Consider the following 18,886-nt stretch of genomic DNA (forward strand, 5'->3'; position numbering starts at 1 on the left):
CGCGGCGAGCGCGGGAGGGTGTCGCGGGGTGAGGAGGGGTGGGAGCGGATGGCCGCTCCCACCCCTCCGGTGCTCAGCAGGTGCGAGCGGTGTAGGGCGCTTCGACGGTGCGGCTCAGCGCCGCGCCGTTCACGGTGGCCGTGGCGTCGACCGTGGCGGTGCCCGCCGGGATCGAGCCGAGGCGGGTCGTGAACGCCTGCGTGGCCGAGGAGCCGGGCTTCACTCCGGTGAACACCTTGGTGCCGTAGGCGGTGCGCAGCGTGATGCCCATCGGAGTCGCTTCCTCGTTCTTCGCCGTCACCGTGAGCACGACCTTGCCGCTGATGCAGCGCGAGCTCGCCGACGCCGTCACCTTCAGCGCGGGGGCCGCGGCGATGGTGAAGGACGCGGTGGGCGACGCGGCGGAGGTGCCGATCGAGTTGGTCGCGACGACGCTCGCCGTGTACGTCCCTGCAGGCAGGGCGGCGAACACCGCGCTCGTGGTCGTGCCGGTCCTCGTGATCGCCGCGCCTGCGGTCGGAGTGACGGTCGCGGTGTAGCCCGTGATCGCCGCTCCTCCGTCGGCCGGAGCCGTCCACGACACGGTGGCCGCGTCGCCGGCGACGGTGACGGTGGGTGCCGCCGGTGCCTTCGGAGCGGTGGCGGCGCCCGGCTCGACCATGACGGTCACGCTGGGCCGGACCGTGGTCCCCGCCATCGCGCCGAGCACGGTGAAGGTCCCCGCGGTCGCGTACGAGGCCGGAGCGACGGCGTCCCAGGTGACGGGGCGCGACTCCTTCGCCCCGGTGCCGCCGCTGAAGACGGCGACCGCGGTGCGCGGGAGGACGGGCGCCGTGCCGAGGGCGGTGGTGGCGGTCTGCTGCTCGATCGAGGCGATCTCGCTGCCGCTGTCGCCGACGCTGATGGTCGCGGTGACCACCTGCGTCGAGCCCGTCAGCACACCGGTCGCGGTGATCGTGCCGGGAGTGGCGAAGCGGGAGGCGGGGATCGCGTCCCAGGTCGCGCGCAGCTCGCCGCGCGATCCGTCGGAGTAGACGCCGATGACGGTCGCGGGAAGCGTCACCGGGGTGTTGACGGTGGTGCGCTTGGCCACGGCCTCGAAGGAGGCCGGGTAGTCGGCGTAGACGTCGAACTCCGAGGCGCCGATCGCCGAGTAGGCGCCGCTGGTCGAGCGGCTGGCCTGGAAGGTCGCGCGCAGCTGCGTGGTCGTCACCGGGGTGAAGGCCACCTCGCTGGGCGCGCCCATCGCGTTCACCGGGTACTGGGTGCCGGCGCGCAGGGCGACCGGCTTCCAGGTGGTGCCGTCGAGGTACTCGAGCGACCAGGAGGCGGGGAGGGCGACGCCGCCCCCGCTGCCCTGCTCGGCGTCGTTCCAGAACGAGGCTCCCGCGCCGGCGAGCCGTGTCGGGGTGGCCCAGGTGTAGGTCAGCGTCTGGCTGGCGGGACGGGCGCCGTCGGCGTACGTGCCCCAGAGCTTCGTCTGCTCGGTCTGCGCACTCGGCACGGTCTCACCGTCGTTGATCGAGGCGAGGCGGTTCCACGGGGCGACGTACGAGGCGGACGGAGTCGCGTACGACCCCACCTCCGGACCCAGCGGGCGGACGTCCGAGACCTCGACGACCTGCTCGGAGGTCGTCTGCTTCACGGTGTCCGAGGCGGTGAAGCGCAGCGTGTACGAGCCGGGCTTCGAGAAGCGGACCGTCGTCGCGGCGGAGGCCGCGTCGGTGAAGGTCGCCGTCGAGTCCGCGGGCTTCGCGACCACGGTCCACGCCTGGGTGAGCTCGCCGATCGGCAGTCCGTCGTCGGACGCGGTGCCGACGAACCGGGCGATGCTCGGGTCCGCGACGGCGAGGCGCTGGATCGACACGACGGGTGCCGCGTTCTCGGCCGGCGTGTAGGCCGCAGCCACGTTCTTCAGCTGCACCTCCTTGATGCCGGTCTTCTGACCCTGCTGGTGCGCGACGAGGACCCGGAACTTCTGGGCGGTCACGTCGGCGAACCGGACGGTGTTCTCGTTGCCGGTCGGGACCTTCGGCGTGCGGGCCTGGGCCGTCACCGACTTCCACGCCGCGCCGTCCCAGTACTGCACGGAGTACGACTTCGGAGCGGAGTAGCCCTGCACGGTCGTGCCCGAGGAGGTGCGGTAGAAGTAGATCCCCGCCTGGTTCACCTTCTGCGCGCTGCCGAGGTCGATCTCGAGCCAGTCGCTCGCGTTCGGCGATCCCGCGGTGCCCCAGAAGGGCTCGTTGACGGTGGAGCCGTCGACGGCGTTGGCCGGCACGAGGCTCTTGCCGGAGGGAGTGCTGCCGCCGGCCGAGTAGGAGGCCGTGGCGGTCCTGCCCTCGGCGAGCTGGGGAGCGGCGCTGGTCACCGGGTCGACGTCGACGCCGGCCTTGCCGAGCAGGTCGACGACCCGGTCGGTGGAGGCGAAGCGCACGTCCTGCGCGGGCTTCACGGCGTTCGCGGCCGAGAAGAGCACGGTCGCGTCGGTCGTGACCTCACCGGTGACGGTGTCGAACTCGACGGGCACGAGGCTGTCGATCGTGAAGGCGCGCTTCCCGTCGAGGTAGACGGAGTAGCCCTCGGGGGTGTCGCCGTAGTGGCGGGTTCCGCCCGGCTCGTCCCACACGATCGTGAGGTCCTTGTCGTGGTACTTCAGGTTGTTCGCCGTGAAGTGGTCCCAGTCGATGTCGATGGGCGAGAGCTCGAGGACCGAGTCGGTGCGGGCCTGCAGGCCCATGGCGTCCTCGACGACCGTGAAGTTGGTCGTGCCGAGCTGCGTCTGGTGGATCCAGGAGCGGTACTTGATCGATCCGCCGTCGGCGGCCGAGCCGTGCGACCAGAACTCGTTCTCGTTCTGGCGGGTCACGTCGCCCTTCTCGTAGCTGGCCCAGGCGTTCCAGTAGAGCATCTTCTTGTAGTAGTCGCTGGTCAGGTACGAGTTCGGGTAGTCGCGCAGCGTCGAGGACAGCAGGCGGAACATGACCGTCGAGTTGATGGTCGAGAAGTTGTTCGAGTAGTGCTTGCCCGATCCGGCGTCGCGCAGCGCGCGGGCCTTCGCGTCCTTCTGGTTGGCGGTGTAGAAGGGGAACGGCGCGTACTGCTCGCTGTCGACGAAGAGGCGGAAGGCGTCGAGGTACTTCTGGTCGAAATCGGCGTCTCCGGGCTTGGGCATGAGGCCGACGGTGTACGGGTAGTACATGTTGACCTCCTTCCACGGGATCTTCGATCCGGCGGGCAGGCCCGAGGAGCCGTCGGAGTAGGAGGCCTTGATCATGTTGCCGAAGAAGCCCGCCTCGTCGGCGGTGCCGCGCTTGTCCTCCCAGAGGACGTCGAGGACCGACTTCTTGATCGCCTCGGCCTTGGCCGTCATGCGGTCGGCGCCGGCGGTGTCGCCGGCGAGCCGGTACGCCTCGGCCGCGGCCACGGCACCGGAGTAGAGGTAGGCGCTCTCGGGGCGGTCCATCGGGTACGAGTTCCATGCGGCGGTGTTGCGCCACGAGAACGAGACCGCGTCGACGTCGTTGCCGGTGAGGGCGGGGTTCGAGTACTCGAGGAGGTTGTTGCCGTTCTTGTCGAACTCGGCCAGCTGCCCGGCGATGTCGTCCTCGGCGTAGGTCGCGAGCTTGTCGGCGATCGCGGCGTCACCGCCGTGGAGCGCGTAGGAGTTCCACGCGGCCTCGGAGATGTAGTTGGTGTAGCTGCTGTTCCAGTGGGCGGGGTTGCCCGGGTTGTCGATGTAGCGGCTCTCACGCGCGGTCTCACCGGCCGACAGCCAGGTGCCGTAGGCGCTGGAGGGGTCGCGGAAGTACTTCATGTCCTCGATGAACATGCCCGCCGTGAGGACGATCGCGTTGTTGTACGCGGCGCCGAAGACGCCCTCCATCGAGGTGGGGAACTGGTAGTCGTTGCCCGGCACCTGCGCGTCGAGGAAGTTCGTGCGCAGCAGCCACCAGCGGTAGAAGAGCGTCTTGTCGATCTCGCCCGAGGGGGTCTCGAGGTAGGGGATGTTCTCGACCCACCACGTGTTGTAGCTCGTCGTCTGCGTCGTGAACGCGGCCGCCGGCGTCGCCGCGGCGATCGACTGGAACTCGGTGGTGCTCTCGGGGATCTCGGTGGTGGTGAAGCCGAGCTGGAGCTTCACGTCGGCCGCAGTGGCCGAGGCCGAGACGGTGCGGGTGAGCGCGGTGCCGTCGACGCCGAAGCCGTCACCCGAGTAGCGGGTCGAGACCTGCGTGACGTTGTTCGCGGTCGTGACGGAGCCGGTCAGCTCGGTGCCCGCCGCGGTGCGGGCCAGGCCGGACTCGGCGCGCAGGGCGACGGTCTTCGTGGATCCGTCGGTGGTGCTGATCTGCAGCCGCTCGACCGCGACGTTCTGCCGCGAGACGAACTTGGTCTGCTTCACCAGCAGGCCGCCGCCGGTGTACTCGGAGTACCAGTAGCTGGGGGTGTTGTGGCGCTTCGCCTGGTTCTCGGTGAGGGTGACGGCGGCACCGTTCACGCTCGCGGTGAGCGTCGATCCGCTCTGGCCGAGGTCCTCGATGTAGGCGATGCGGCCGCGGAAGCCGAGGCCCGCGTCGGAGTTCTGCATGTAGACCGCGCGGCCGCGCGAGAAGAAGACGCCGTTGTTGTCGTAGTCGACGTTCGCCGGCTGATCGGTGGTGAAGTCGAGACCGCCCGGCTCGTCGGGCTGGACGCCGTCGCGGGAGAGCATCCGGTCGAGCCAGAAGTCCTCGCCCGGAGCGGAGCCGGCGCCGGCGGCGAGATCGGCGGCGTAGATCTTCCCGAGGTGGGAGACGGTGGGGTCGTAGGTCGCCGTCGTGGACGGGATCGCCGAGGCGCCGTTGGTGAAGGTGGGGTAGCCGAGGCTCTCGTTGCTGTTCTGCAGGCCCTCGGAATAGGGATCCCACGCGGTGGCGGCGGAGGCGGGAGCCGCGACCAGGACCGATCCGGCGAGGACCGCGGTGAGGGCGGTGGCGAGTGCGGCCGTGGCCGCTCGGGATCTTCTGGGTGTTCGCATCGTCGCGGACGCTCCCGTTCTGTTCGGCAGTGAGGAAGGGATGGGTCGCTCGCGCCGGTGGGCAGGAGGGGCCACGAGCACGGTAACAATTTCCTCAGGCGAACGAAAGCCTTTTTAAGTGTTTCGCTCGGCGCGCCTCGCAACGAGGATGATCGCCGCCGTTAAGGACATTTGAATCCATGATCACGGCGAAAGTCTCGAAAACCCCCGATCGTGCACGGCCCAGAGAAGGACGAAGGGCCGCCGCGGAGCACTGCTCCACGACGGCCCTTCCTGCGCGGTCGGCGACCGCGCTGCGATGTCAGTCGGCGACCGGGATCCACACCCGCATCGTCGAGGGACCCCGCTCGGCCCAGTCGTAGTACGGGGTCAGCGAGACGGGCCAGTGCCCCTCCACCCGGCTGCTCCCCGACGGTCCGGACGCGTAGGGCCACGGCCCTTCCGTCGGAGCGATCGAGATCAGCCGCACCTGCACGTCCGAGCCCACGACGCGCGGCTCGACGCCCGCGTCCAGACGCAGGGTCGAGACGTCGGCGGCGTGCAGCTGCTCGGGCACGTCGGTCGACTCGAGCGCGTAGACGAGGGGCCCGCGCTCGACGGCGAGGCAGCCGCGCACCGCGTCGACCCGCGGATCGGCGCGCACGAAGCGGGCGGAGAGCGCGAGCTCCACCACGAGCTCGTCGCCCCGAGCGAAGGTCGCGCCGAGCTCCAGGTAGCCCTCGCGAAGCCGCTTCTCGAAGGTCTTGGTCGTGCCGTCGGCGCGGCGGAGCGTCACCGCGGGCTCCGCGGCCCAGCTCGGCACGCGCACACTGAGGGTCCAGGGCGCGGGCCCGCTCTCGAGCACGCGCACCGTGATCCTGCCGTCGTCCGGGTAGGCGGTCTCGACCGAGAGGTCGATCGGCTGGCCGCCGGGAAGCGTCGTGGTGATCCGCGAGGACGCGAACTGGTGCAGCTGGATCCCGTGCGCGTCCTTCGTCGCCAGGTAGGCGCCGAGGCTGGCGAACGTGCGCGCGACGTTGGTCGGGCAGCAGGAGACCTCGAACCAGGGTGCGCGCAGCGAGGAGGAGGCCCGCACGGACGCCTCGTAGGGGTCGGCGGGAGCACCGGGGCGGCGCTGGTGCAGCGTGTTCGCGTAGTAGAACGCCCGGCCGTCGCGCGAGGGAGAGGTCGCGACGACATTGAACAGCGTCCGCTCGATCAGGTCGGCGTACTCGCTGCCGCCGCGGGCCAGCAGCAGGCGCCAGCTGAACTGCACCGACGCGATGCCGGCGCAGGTCTCGGAGTAGGCGCGGTCCGGCGGCAGCTCGTGGTCGTCGCCGAAGGCCTCGTCCTGGTGGTGCGAGCCCTGACCGCCGGTGATGTACGTGCGGCGGGACGCGGTGGCGTGCCACTGGCGGTCCAGGGCGTCCAGCAGTTCCTCGTCGCCGGTCTCGACGGCGAGGTCGGCCGCTCCGGACGCGAGGTAGTTCGCCCGCACCGCGTGGCCGCGCAGCACGGTCGAGGAGCGGATCGGCTCGTCGTCCTGGTAGTAGGAGCGGCCCCACTCGATGTCGGCGAGCGCGCCGTGGCCGCGGCGCTCGACGAACAGGCGCGCCAGCTCGAGGTAGCGGTCGTCGTCGGTCACCCGCGACAGCTCGACGAGCCCGGTCTCGACCTCGGCGTGGCCGCAGACCGACTCGATGCCGCCCTCGCCGAAGACGAGGCAGATCAGGTCGGCGGCGCGGCGCGCGATGACGAGCAGTCCGTCGTCGGCGCCGGGGCGGGTGCGCTCGCGCGCCACCGCCGCCTGGAAGAGGTGACCGAGGCAGTAGAGCTCGTGGCCCCACTCCAGGTCGGACCAGCGGGGCTGCTGCCCCTCGCGGCCGAAGCGGGTGTTGAGGTAGCCGTCGCGCTCCTGCGCCGCGCCGATCCGGGCGACGAGCGCACGGAAGCGGGTGTCCAGGGCGTCGGAGTCCGTGCGGCCGATCTCCCAGGCGAGCGCCTCGAGGTACTTGTAGACCTCCGAGTCCGCGAACTCGCGGCCCGTCCGGCGCCCGGAGAGGGTGCCGGCGGCGGCGAGGTCGAAGTTGGGCAGCCAGCCCTCGCGCTCGAGCCAGTACTCGATGTGGTCGAGGGTGGCGGAGCCGTTGGTGCGCTGGCGGTCGGCCCAGAAGCCCGAGGTCAGCACGACCTCGTCCAGGCCGAGCGGAGTGAGGGCGCCGGCGGCGGGGACGGCCGGGGCGATGGTGCGGGCGAGGGCGTCGCGGTCGCGGGAGGAGGGGGTGCGGGGGTGCGTGTCGATGGTCATGGTCATCCCTTGAAGGCGCCGGACATGAAGCCGCGGACGTAGTGGCGTTGCAGGAGCAGGAACAGGAGGATGCACGGCAGTGCGAGGACGACGACGCCGGCCTCGGTCGCTCCGTAGTCGACGACTCCCTGCACCTGCCCGCGGAGGTTCGAGATCGCGAGCGGCATGGTCATGCGGTCGGAGTCGGTGATGAGGATCAGCGGCGCCATGAAGTCGTTCCAGGCGGCGAGGAACGCGAAGAGTCCGACGGTGATCAGCCCCGGCTTCACGGCCGGCAGCAGCACCTTCCAGAGGACCGACCAGGTCGTGCAGCCGTCCATCTTCGCCGCCTCGTCGAGCTCGCGCGGCACCGCGTCGAAGCCGATCCGCATGAGGAACGTCGACAGCGGCAGCTGGAACATCGTCAGGACCAGGGCGACTCCGACGAGTGAGTTCGAGAGGCCGACGATGTTCAGCAGCACGTAGAGCGGGATCAGGAGCGTCGCGTACGGGACCATCAGGATCGCGAGGGTCGAGAGGAACAGCAGGTTCTTGCCCGGGAACTCGAAGCGCGAGAACGCGTAGCCGCCCAGCAGCGAGGTGCCCAGCGTCAGCACGACGGTGAGCCCCGAGACGAGCAGCGAGTTGCCGAGGTAGACCCAGATCCCCGCCTGGTAGTCGACGAGGGTCCCGTAGTTGCCGAGCCCCCAGCCGTCGGTCTGACCGGTGCCGGCGCGCGGGGCGACGGAGGAGACCGCGGTCCAGATCAGCGGGTAGAGGAAGATCACGGCGAGACCGCCCGTGAGGACGTAGAACGGGGTCTGCACGGCGATGCCGGCCAGGCGCGAGCCGCGCGGTCGGCGCGGCGACGGCGTGCTCGAGTCCGCGGTGGCGATCGCGCGGGTCGAGAGGCGGTCGATTTCGAGAGAGCTGGTCATCAGTCGTCTTTCTTGCCGAAGGAGCGGATCTGGACGATGTTGAGGATCACGAGGGCCAGCAGCACGATCACCGAGAGGGCGCCGGCGACCCCGAGATCGTTCTGGCCCTGGAAGGCGACGCTGTAGATCAGCTGCACCACGGTGATCGTGGAGTTGTCCGGTCCGCCCTTGGTGAGGATGTAGAACTGCTCGAACGCGAGCAGCGACCCGGTGACGCAGAGCACGGTGGTGAGGGCGAGGGTGGGCTTGAGCAGCGGCAGCGTCACTCCGGTGAACGTCTGCAGTCGCGAGGCGCCGTCGATGCGCGCGGCCTCGTAGACCTCCTCGGGGATGCCCTGGAGGCCGACCATCATCAGCAGCATGTAGAAGCCGGCGAAGCGCCAGACGATCAGGAAGATCGTCGACCAGAGCGCGCCGGTCGGGGTGCCGAGGAACGTGATGCCCCAGCTCTCCATCAACCCCGCGAACGGCCCGGCGAGCGGGGAGTAGAGGACGTAGAAGAGGAGCGACGCCGAGGCGAGGCCGAGCGCGGTCGGGATGAGGAACGCGGTGCGGAGGAAGGTCTTCCAGCGCGTCGACTCCTGCACGATCAGCGCGAGGGTCAGGCTCAGGGCCAGCAGGATCACCGTCGTCAGGACGGTGTACAGCAGCGTGAACCGGATCGACGCCCAGAAGAAGCGGTCCGTCACGGCGTCGCCGAAGTTGGTGGGGAAGTTCACCCCGCGGTTCCCGGCGAGCAGCGGCCAGTCCGAGACCGACATCTGCAGGACGAGTCCGAGGGGGACGAGGAAGAGCAGCGCGACGAACAGCGCTGTCGGGGCGGCGTACGCCCAGCCGAGGAGGCCGGGGGCGCGGCGGCGGACCCGGGTGCGGCCGACGTCGCTGGCGGTGGCTGTCATCGTGTGCTGACGCTTTCTGTGGGGCGCTCGGGCCGGAGCCGGGGAGGCGTCCGGCCCGAGCGGGCGGGTGGAGCGGCCTACTGACCGAGGATCGACGTGATGGCGTCGTTGTCGGCGTCGACGGACTCGCCGTCACCGAGGACCGCGTCGCGCACGAGGGTCAGCCAGGGGCTGCTGGGTGCGTTGAAGGCCTGCTGGAAGCTCGTCGAGAACGGGGTGTCGCCCTCGGACGCGACCTCGTTGATCGTGACCAGACGGGGGTCGAGCTCCGAGTACTGGTTGCTGGCGAGGTCCGAGCGCGAGACGACGTCGTTGTTCTTGGCGAGGACGCCGACCTGGGCGTCCTCCGACATCATCCAGTTGAGGAAGTTCCACGCCTGGGGCGACTTCTCGGAGTCCTTCGAGATGCCGATGCCGTCGCCGCCCACGAATGTGGAGCTGCCGCCGTCGGGTCCCGGGATGCCCGAGACGCCCGCCTCGAACGGGGTGGAGGAGAGCAGCGTGGCCGGGTAGAACTGCAGTCCGACCTTGCCCTCGGTGAAGCCGGCGGTCCAGGTCGGACCGGCTTCGTCCTGCGACGAGGGGAGGACCGCGCCGGAGTCCCAGAGGTCCTTCCAGGTGGAGTAGACCTCCTTGGCGGTGTCGCTCGCGAGGAGCGACTCGGTGCCGTCCTCGTTCATGACCTCGTCGCCGCCCGCCCAGATGGTGGGGAACCAGGTGAAGACGAGGCAGCCGCCGCAGTTGAGGCCGGTCGCGGTGCCGTAGGTGTCGGGCTTGTTCAGGGCCTGGATCGCCTTGGCGTGCTCGGCGAACTCGGCCATGTCCTTCGGGCCCTGCTCGGGGTCGAGACCGGCCTCGGCGTAGAGCTCCTTGTTCCAGAACAGCATCGACAGGTCCAGGACGAAGGGGAGCGCGTACTCCTTGTCGTCGTAGGTGCCGGCCGCGAGGTGGCCCTCGTTGATCGAGTCCTTGAAGTCGAGGCCGTCGATGCTCGAGGTGAGGTCCTGGAACAGGCCCTGCTCGGTCCAGTTGGGCATGTAGACGATGTCGGCCGCGAAGAGGTCGGGGAGTCCGTCGGAGCCGGCGGCGGCTCCGACCTTCGCGACGTAGTCGTCGTTGGGGACGACGGTCAGGTCGACCTGGTTCTCGTGGCTGGCGTTGTAGGCCTCGACGAGTGCCTTGGCCTGCTTCTCGAGCGGGGCGCGGGTCCACAGGGTGAGCGTGGTGCCGTCGTCCGTTCCCTCCGCGCCGCCGGCGGCCGGGTCGGCGGTGCCGCCTCCGGCCGAGGCCGAGCAGGCGGCCAGCGACAGGGCCATCGCTCCGGCGAGTGCTGCGGCGGCCAGGCGGCCGAACCGACGATGAGTGACGTTCATCTTTCTCCTCATTGCTCTTCATTGAGCCGACCTGGTGGGGGCTGGAGCCAGGTCTAGCGAAAACACCGAAATGCGTTTCGCTCAGTAAAGACGACGCGACGCACCACCGTCAAGAGAGCCGACTGTTACCGTTGCGTAACGGAGGCGAAAACATGGCGCAATCACGATCGTCAGGGTCCAGGACCTCGACCCTGAGCGACGTCGCGAAGCTCGCGGGCGTGTCGATGGCGACCGCGTCGAAGGCGATCAACGGGCGGAGCGTGGCACCCGCCACCCGGGTCAAGGTCATGGAGGCGGCGCGCGAGCTCTCCTTCACGCCGAACGCGCTCGCCCGGAGTCTCGTCGAGGGCCGCACCGGCACCGTCGGCATCCTCACGAACGACCTCGAGGGCCGCTTCGTCATCCCGATCCTGATGGGCGCCGAGGACGCGTTCGGCGCCGGTGCCGTCAACGTGTTCCTCTGCGACGCCCGGGGCGATGCGATCCGCGAGCAGCACCACCTCGCGGCGCTGCTCAACCGCCGGGTCGACGGGATCCTCGTCGTCGGCAGCAGCACGAACCCCCGCCCGTCGCTCGGGCACGATCTGCCGGTCCCGGTGGTCTACGTCTACGCGCCGTCCGAGGACCCGACCGACGTCTCCCTCGCCGCCGACAACTACCAGGGCGGCCGGCTCGCGACCGAGCACCTCCTCGGGCTGGGCCGGCGCAGGATCGCCCACCTCACCGGCGACCCGAGCTACCAGGCCGCGCAGGACCGCGCGCGCGGCGTCCGCGATGCGATGCGCGACGCCGATCTCGAGCTCGTGAGCGACGTGATGTTCTCGGAGTGGTCGGAGTCGTGGGGACGCGACGGCACGGCGGTGCTGCTCGAGCGCCACGCCGACCTCGACGGCATCGTCTGCGGCTCCGACCAGATCGCCCGCGGCGCCCTCGACAGCGCTCGCGACCTCGGCCGGAAGGTGCCGGAGGACGTCGCCGTCGTCGGCTTCGACAACTGGCTCGTCCTCGCCACCAACGCGCGTCCCCAGCTGACGAGCATCGACGCCGACCTGCAGGAGCTCGGGCGCGCCGCGGCTCACCGGGTCTTCGAGGCGATCGGCGGCTCGCCCGCCGCGGGCACGGAGTACCTGCCGACGCGACTGGTGATCCGCGGCTCGACGATCGCGCGGCGCTGACGGCCGGAGGAGCGACCGCTCCTCAGCCGGCGCGCGCATCCCGGTCGAGCGCCGCGACGACCTCCGCGACCCGAGCCCGGGCGGAGGCGCCCGGACCGCGGATCGGCCGCGGCGGGCGCGTCGCGGAGGGGCGTGAGCGGGACGGCGCCGAGTCCGGTGAGCACGGTTCTCCGTTCCGGGATCGAGGGGTCCGTCGAGTCTGACCCGTGCACGGCGCGACGGGCGGGCCAGACCGCCCGGAGCGGAGGGGACCAGCCGTGGGTGCTCCCGAGGAGGAGCCGGTGTGCGGCGACCCGTCGCGGACGGCCGGGCCGCTGTCGCCGGATCTGCTTCCTGTGCGTCCCGTGTCCCCGCCTTGACGACACCGCACTGCGCGGTCTTTACTGTCGAAAGGCATTTCGCCGGTTTCGACCGAAGGGCCGTCCGCCGCCGTTCTCGCGAAGAAAGCTTTCGTGGGTCCTCGGCGCCGCCCGCCTCCTCGGCCTCCTCTTTCCCATCGATGTGAAAGCAGACCCCATGACCCTCGTCCCCTCGTCCTCCTCGAACGCCGGCCCCGGCCCCCGCCGCCGCACCGTCCTCCTCGGCGCGGCCGGCGCCGCCGGCACAGCGGCCCTCGTCGCGAACGCCGCCCCGTCGTCCGCCTTCGCACTCGGCCCCACTGCCGACCTCTCCTCCCCGGCCTTCGACTTCCGCGTCGACCGGGCCACCGGAGGCGTGTTCGTCCTCTCGGATCCGCGCGACGGCTACGGGACGAACTACGTGGCCAACCCCGACGTCCGCCCGATCTTCTCGGTCGACGACTCCCGCTGGACCGGCGACGCCGTCTTCTCGGTGCGCAAGGGCGCCGCGACCGGCGGGACCGCGATGGTCACCGGCCGCTCCGACGACATCCGCACGGTCTCGACCTCGGCCGACGCCGTCACCGTCGCCTACTCCGGCCGCGCCGCCGACGCGAACGGCATCCGCGACTTCGCCCTCACGCAGCGCTACCAGCTGACCGGCACCCAGCGCGATCGCGTCAGCTGGACGATGACGCTCCGCAACACCTCCACCGAGTCGCTCGAGTTCCTCGACATCGGCATCCCGTTCCTCATGAACGCCTGGTGGGACGGCGGCAACCAGACCGGCATCTACGAGAAGAACGTGGCCCGGCACTCCTTCCTCGGCCGCGACGGCTCGTACATCACCTGGCAGCGGCCGAACGGCGACGGCTCCACTCTCGTCCTCGTCCCGCAGGACGGCACCTCGCTCGAGTTCAAGGACAAGGCCCGCCCGGGCGAGGGCCCTTCGCCGAGCAGGACCCGTCGTGGGAGGGGCTCGTCGAGTTCTACCTCCACTCCACGGCCGTCGTGCCCCGGCGCCGCAATCAGGCGGGGTCCTACCTGCCCTCGACCTCGCTCACGCTCGCACCGGGTCAGGAGAAGACCTACGGCTTCACCTTCCGCTGGGCCGCCGACGCGACCGACCTGCGCGACGTGCTCTTCGACTCCGGAGTCGTCGACGTCGTCTCGCTCCCCGGCATGGTCGTGCCGCAGGACACGAAGGCGACGCTCGCGCTGCGGGCCAAGGCCGGCATCACCTCCGTCGTCGGCCAGGCCGGACGGGGCGTCACCGTCGTGGCGAAGGGTGTCCGCAACGGCTACTCCCTCTACGAGATCGGACTGCCCCAGCTGGGGGCGAGCTCCGTCACCGTCACCTACGGCGGCACGAAGACCTCGGTCCTGCAGTACTACTCGATCGAGCCGATCGAGAAGCTGATCGGGATGCACGCCGCCTTCATCGCTGCCAAGCAGCAGGCGAAGACCACCCGCGGCTACAACGGCGCGTTCCTGCAGTGGGACATGAGCAACCAGAAGCTCGTCACCTGGGACGACTACCCCGGCGGCGGCTGGAAGGAGTGGATGGCGGGCGGATCGGACGACCTCGGCCACGCTCCGGCCGTCTTCCTCGCCGAGAAGAACGTGGACACCCCCGTCGCCGGCGAGATCGCGGCGGTGGACACCTACATCGACACCTTCCTCCTGAGCTACCTGCAGGGGCGGAGGGACTCGGCCGGTCAGCTCACATACCAGGTGTACCGCTGGTACGACGGCCGCGACGGCACCCCGAACGACGAGGGCGTCTGGCGCTCCTACAACTACATCCACATCGCGAACACGTACTACGCGATGTACCGGATCGCGCAGGGGCAGCCGACGCTGACCAGGCGGTCGGCGTCCGAGTACCTCCGGCTCGCGTTCAAGACGCTCGAGGCGATGTTCACGAAGATCCCGCTGCCCAGCCCGATCGGGGACGGCGCGATCAAGCACGGGATGATGGGCGAGCACACCTACCCCGACATCATCGCCGCGCTGCGCGCCGAGGGGATGGCGGCGGACGCCGACGCGATCGAGCGCTTCCTCCTCCCCAAGCGCGACTTCTTCTTCGCCGAGAAGTACCCGTTCGGCTCCGAGATGAGCATCGACACGACCGGGTTCGAGGTCTCGTACCTGCTGGCGAAGAAGTACGGCAACCGGGCGCTCGCCGACAAGGTGCAGAAGGCCTCGCTGACCTGCCGCGGGATGCAGCCGCTCTGGTACTTCTACGGCTCCGACAACCGGCACATGGGCGAGTCGTGGTGGAACCTCGGCTACGAGTGCCAGCTCGGAGCGTGGCAGCAGCACGACTACCTCCTCACCTACGGCGACACGGCGAGCCGCGACTTCGCCGACTCGGTGCGCTCGACCAACGGCGCCTACTTCTCGGGCTGGGCGAACATCAACTCCGGTCAGATCAGCCCGCTCGCCGGCAACATCGGCGCCGCGTCGTGGATCTACCAGAGCGAGAAGGGCACCAACGAGTACGGCTTCATGCCGATCCTCGACGGCTGGTGGGCCTGGTCGGGCGAGGCGGCGCTGGGCTTCTGGGGCGGACTGCGCACCGCGACGGTGTCGGTCGTCGACGACCCGATCGTCGGCCCCTACGCGTACGGCGCTGACATGACGACGACGGCGACGGGCATCGTGCTCGTCCCGAAGGACGGCGTCCGCCGCCGGATGACGCTCTTCACCCTCGGCAAGCTCGACATCCGGATCGAGCGCGGCACCTACACCCGCGCCGAGATCCAGCAGCGCGGAGCCGACATCCGGCTCACGCTGCGCAACACCCGCGGCGCGGGCTTCGCTCCGCGGATCGACCTCGTCAACCTGCCCGCCGGGAGCTATTCGGTGACGGTCGACGGCGGAGCCGCGGTCGCCACCGTCCGCAGCGACGGCCGCTCGCCGGTGCGGGTCGCGGTGCCGGCCACGAGCGCGGCCGCCCCGGTCGTGCGGATCGTCCGCGACGCGAACGTCGCGGCCACCGCCACCGCGGCCGCGTCCTTCACCGCGAGCTGGAACCGGGTGACCGGTCTGAACGACGGCTCCGAGCCGCAGACCTCGCGCGACGTCGTCCCCGACGACAACGCCACGACCTGGGGCGCCTACCCGCAGGTCGGGCCGCAGTGGGTGCAGTACACCTGGGGCGCCGCGACCACGGTCCGCCGCCTCGCGACGTACTTCGTCGACAACCTCGATGCCTCCGGCACGGGCATCTCGGTGCCCGCGTCGTGGAGCGCCGAGTACTGGGACGGAGCGGCGTGGCGGCCGGTGGGCTCGCCGAGCGCCTACGGCACCGCGGCGAACGGCTGGAACACGGTGACGTTCGCGCCCGTCAGCACCACGCGACTGCGCCTGCTGCTGACCGCCCGCGGCACCGTCTCGGGCAAGGGGAGCCTGGGCATCAAGGAGTGGCAGGTCTTCTAGCGAGCACTCCCCGCCCCGCGTCCGCCCATCGAGGCCGGCGCGCGGGCGGGGCTCCAGGGGCCGGTTCCCTCCGTTCGGGTCGGAGGGGATCGGCCGTCCGTCGTCCCGGGGCGGGCGCCCCTGACGCACGAGTGGTCGCGCCCCGGGCCCTGCGGGGAGTCCAGTGCCCGTTCCGCGTCCACTCACGGCTCGGGCCGGCTCCGACGGGACGCGTTCCGGGCCCTGCGCCGGCCTCAGCGCCCGCTCCGCGTCCACTCGCGCGGAAGCGGGCGGGCCGTGCAGGTCCGGGGCCCGCGCGCGAGCCCGCCGCTCACTCCGCCGCTGGGCGCACCTGCAGCATCGTGAACGGAGCCGACGGGAACACGAGCTGGGTCAGCGTGCTCAGCCCGCCGCCGAGGAACACCTCGAGCACCGTCGCATCGACGACGATCCGGATCGACACGCGGTCCGCGTCCCCGCGAGGAGGCAGCGGGGCCCAGTCGACCGACGGGAACGAGGCCGCGAAGTCCACGGCTCCGCTCCGGGTCCGGTCGCAGGTGAGGACCCCCTCGTCGGCGTCGACCGTGAGGATCACCACCTCGTCCGTCGCGTCGGTGAGCAGGCGCAGCTCCGTGCGGTCACCGGGCCGGCGCGGGACGTCGACGTCGAAGACGCGCAGAGCGGAGGAGGCGGGCAGGATCGGACGCTGCGCCAGGGCGAGGCGGCCGTCGGCTCCCGCGACCAGGTCGAGCTCGCGCACGAGCGACATCGACGAGCGCCAGGGGCCGGTCGGCGTCTCGTTCGCGTAGTCCCAGTTGCTCGCCCACGCGATGGTGAGGCGGCGGTCGTCCGGGGCGTCGTTGAACGAGACGGCGGCGTAGTAGTCGCGGCCGTAGTCGAGCCAGTCGTAGTCGGCCGGGTCGTCGGAGTCGCTGATCCGGTCGGCCGTGAACCGCTCGCCGTCGAAGCGGCCGACGAAGTACTGGCTGCCGGACCCGCCCGCGATGCCGCCCGGGTTGAGGCTCACGATCATCAGCCAGCGGACCTCGTCCGTGCCGCGCACGCGCAGGGGGAACAGGTCGGGGCACTCCCAGACGCCGCCGACGGCGTGCGCGGGGCCGAAGTGCGAGCGCCGGGTCCACTCCTTCAGATCGTCCGAGGTGTAGACGACGACGCGGCGGTCGACGGCCTCGACGGCCACCATCACCCAGTGGCCGTCGTCCCCGCCGAACCGGAACACCTTCGGGTCGCGGAACTCGGCCGAGCCGATGTCGAGCACCGGGTTGCCGGCGTACCGCGTCCACGTGCGCCCGTCGTCGACGCTGAAGGCGAGCGCCTGCGCCTGGGAGGCGCCCGTGCCGTCGGCACCCGGCGCACGGGCGGCGGTGTAGACCGCGACGAGGGCGGTCTCGCCCGGCCCCGCGAAGCCCGCGGTGTTGCGGACGTCGGCGACCGCGCTACCCGAGAAGGCCATCTCGCCGTCGAGGGCGGGGATCGCGACGGGCTGCTCCTCCCACGACACGAGATCGGTCGAGGTCGCGTGGCCCCACGACATGTTGCCCCAGGTGCTGCCGGTCGGGTTGTTCTGGAAGAACAGGTGGTAGACGCCGTTGTGGAAGAGCAGTCCGTTGGGGTCGTTCAGCCAGGTGTCGCGGGCGGTGAAGTGCGCGGACGGACGCCAGGCGTCGGTGGTCGTGGTGAGGGTCACAGGGGCTCCTGGGTGCGAGGGGGTCGGTGCGGCCGGTCGGCGAAGCGCGGGAGGGAGGGGAGGCGCGGACGGACGTCCGCCCGCGCCTCCGGGACTACTCGCCGCCGCTCTGGAAGCGGTCGTACGCCTCCTGGTACGTGGCCGTGACGTCCTCGACGCCCATCGACTCGAGCTGCGAGACGTAGGAGTCCCACTCGTCCTCGACGGTGCCGTTGACGATCCAGGCCGCGAACTTCTCCTTCACCAGCGTGTTGATGTCGGTGAGGGCGTACGAGACGCGGTCGAGCTCGTCGTTCGAGAGCAGCACCGGCGGGTAGGCGTCGTTCGCCTTGAACGGGAGGTAGTACTCGTTCACGAGGTCCTGGCGCTCCTTCGCGCGCGGCTCCGGAGCCACGACGGTCGCGAAGTCCTCCTCGGTGGTGATCTTCGGGCCGCCGGGGGCGACCTTCTGCCGGCGCTCGCCCTCGGCCTCTCCGGCCGCGGCGGGGATCTGCACGAGCATCCCGGAGGCGTCCTTCTCGAGCGTCGTGCCGATCGGGCCCCAGCTGGTCTGAGCGCTCATCTCGGGGTCGAAGAGGCGGTCGGCCCAGCGCATGGTGGCGGCGGGGTACTCGTTGGAGCGGGTGATGGCCATCGCCCCGCGGTTGATCTCCTGGTTGCTGGTGACGCTGGCGCGCTTCTCGCCGTCCACGCCCTCGAGCACGCCGAGCACGGCGTAGTCGCCGAGGCGGTCCTCGCCGATCATCTCCTTCGCCTCCCACCAGAAGAACGAGCCGAGGATCTCGGTGTCGGCCTTGCCCTTCGAGAGGTAGGCGACGTCGTCCTGCGAGAACGACTCCGGATCGATCAGGCCGTCGGCGTACCAGTCGGCGAGGGCCTCGACGCCCTGCTTGTAGCCGTCGGTGTCGGCGGTGAACTGCACCTCCCCGTCGACGACGATGCGGTGGTCGTTGTTCTCGGGCTGGCCGCCGAGCGCCGCGATCAGGTCGTGGGGGTTCGCGCAGAAGGAGTCGGTGCGGAACGACAGCGGCAGCTCGTCGGCCTTCCCGTTCCCGTTCGGGTCCTGCGTCGTGAACGCCTCGAGGGCCGCGCGGTACTCCTCGATCGTGGTGGGCATCGGGATGCCGAGCTTCTCGAGCCAGGCCGTGTTGATGAAGAGGAAGTTCGGGTACTGCAGGATCCCGAGCTCCTCGACCGAGGGCAGCGTGTAGATGTGCCCGTCCGAGGCGGTCAGTGCCGCGCGGATGTCGGGCCGCTCGTCGAGGATCCCCGAGAGCGTCGGCGCGTGCTCCTCGATCAGGTCCTCGAGCGGCAGGAGGGTGCCGTTCTCGCCGTACTGCACGATCTCGGCGTCGGTGAGACCGGAGTTGAAGAGCACGTTCGGCACGTCGTCGCTGGCGAGGAGGAGGTTCTTCTTCTCGGCGTAGACCTGCTCGGGCAGGTTCTTCCACTCGATCGCGATGTTGGTGTCCGCCTCCCACTGCTGCACGAGCTGCATAGTCGAGTACTCGGGGGCGAGCGCCGACTTCGTGCCGCCGAAGGTCAGCGACAGCTTCTCGTCGACGATCGGCAGGCCGGTCTCGTGGAAGCCGGCCTCGGCGGAGCGGTCCTCGACCGGGTCGGAGCCGCCGCCGCCCGTGCAGCCGGCGAGCAGGAGGCTCCCGGACAGGCCGAGGGCGGTGAGGGTGAGGAAACTGCGGTGTCTCATCGGTGTGATCTCTCTCGTGTGAGGGTGCGACGGGGTCG

The 18,886-nt window shown here is 70.6% G+C and carries 9 protein-coding genes and 1 pseudogene; 3 read left to right on the forward strand and 7 right to left on the reverse strand.

The genetic code is table 11. From position 1 onward, the window contains the following. Window positions 1–73: 73 nt before the first annotated feature. The 5 genes from AC0CID_RS13740 to AC0CID_RS13760 all read right to left on the reverse strand — a co-directional run bounded on the left by AC0CID_RS13740 (window position 74) and on the right by AC0CID_RS13760 (window position 10,496). Window positions 74–5,020: an Ig-like domain-containing protein gene (locus tag AC0CID_RS13740; protein WP_465227228.1), complete on the reverse strand. Its 4,947-nt coding sequence runs from the start codon at window positions 5,018–5,020 to the stop codon at window positions 74–76. A gap of 301 nt (window positions 5,021–5,321) precedes the next feature. Continuing rightward, window positions 5,322–7,307 carry a glycoside hydrolase family 127 protein gene (locus tag AC0CID_RS13745; protein ID WP_465227229.1) on the reverse strand — a complete coding sequence of 662 codons (1,986 nt, stop codon included), beginning with the start codon at window positions 7,305–7,307 and terminating at the stop codon, window positions 5,322–5,324. 2 nt (window positions 7,308–7,309) lie between these two features. Continuing rightward, window positions 7,310–8,224, reverse strand: a complete 915-nt coding sequence (locus AC0CID_RS13750; RefSeq protein WP_465227230.1) for a carbohydrate ABC transporter permease — start codon at window positions 8,222–8,224, stop codon at window positions 7,310–7,312. Beyond that, on the reverse strand, window positions 8,224–9,123 hold the full coding sequence (locus AC0CID_RS13755; protein WP_465227231.1) for a carbohydrate ABC transporter permease: 900 nt from the start codon (window positions 9,121–9,123) through the stop codon (window positions 8,224–8,226). Before AC0CID_RS13755 ends, AC0CID_RS13750 begins: the two co-directional genes overlap by 1 nt. Before the next feature lie 77 nt (window positions 9,124–9,200). Continuing rightward, a complete protein-coding gene (locus AC0CID_RS13760; protein WP_251943838.1) occupies window positions 9,201–10,496 on the reverse strand; it encodes an ABC transporter substrate-binding protein in 1,296 nt (431 codons plus the stop codon). 152 nt (window positions 10,497–10,648) lie between these two features. Here AC0CID_RS13760 and AC0CID_RS13765 point away from each other — a divergent pair, with 152 nt between their 5' ends. The 3 genes and pseudogenes from AC0CID_RS13765 to AC0CID_RS13775 all read left to right on the forward strand — a co-directional run bounded on the left by AC0CID_RS13765 (window position 10,649) and on the right by AC0CID_RS13775 (window position 15,453). Next, window positions 10,649–11,671, forward strand: coding sequence for a LacI family DNA-binding transcriptional regulator (locus AC0CID_RS13765; protein ID WP_465227232.1), 1,023 nt, complete (start codon window positions 10,649–10,651; stop codon window positions 11,669–11,671). 516 nt (window positions 11,672–12,187) lie between these two features. After that, window positions 12,188–12,865 (forward strand): annotated as a pseudogene (locus tag AC0CID_RS13770) (hypothetical protein); the annotation flags it as partial. Beyond that, complete coding sequence (locus AC0CID_RS13775) at window positions 12,775–15,453, forward strand: DUF5695 domain-containing protein (protein WP_465227233.1); 2,679 nt, start codon at window positions 12,775–12,777, stop codon at window positions 15,451–15,453. The pseudogene AC0CID_RS13770 and the gene AC0CID_RS13775, both read left to right, overlap by 91 nt. A 310-nt stretch (window positions 15,454–15,763) precedes the next feature. On the opposite strand, the gene AC0CID_RS13780 is transcribed toward AC0CID_RS13775, so the two are convergent. Both AC0CID_RS13780 and AC0CID_RS13785 read right to left on the reverse strand, forming a co-directional pair. Then, the gene (locus AC0CID_RS13780; RefSeq protein ID WP_465227234.1) at window positions 15,764–17,140 is read right to left on the reverse strand and encodes a glycoside hydrolase family 32 protein; all 1,377 of its coding nucleotides are present in this window, start codon (window positions 17,138–17,140) and stop codon (window positions 15,764–15,766) included. A 94-nt stretch (window positions 17,141–17,234) separates the two neighbouring features. Beyond that, window positions 17,235–18,848 (reverse strand): ABC transporter substrate-binding protein, encoded by a 1,614-nt coding sequence (locus AC0CID_RS13785; RefSeq protein WP_465227235.1) that lies wholly within the window; start codon window positions 18,846–18,848, stop codon window positions 17,235–17,237. Window positions 18,849–18,886: the final 38 nt, after the last annotated feature.

The sequence above is a fragment of the Rathayibacter sp. AC451 genome, from assembly GCF_979253095.1.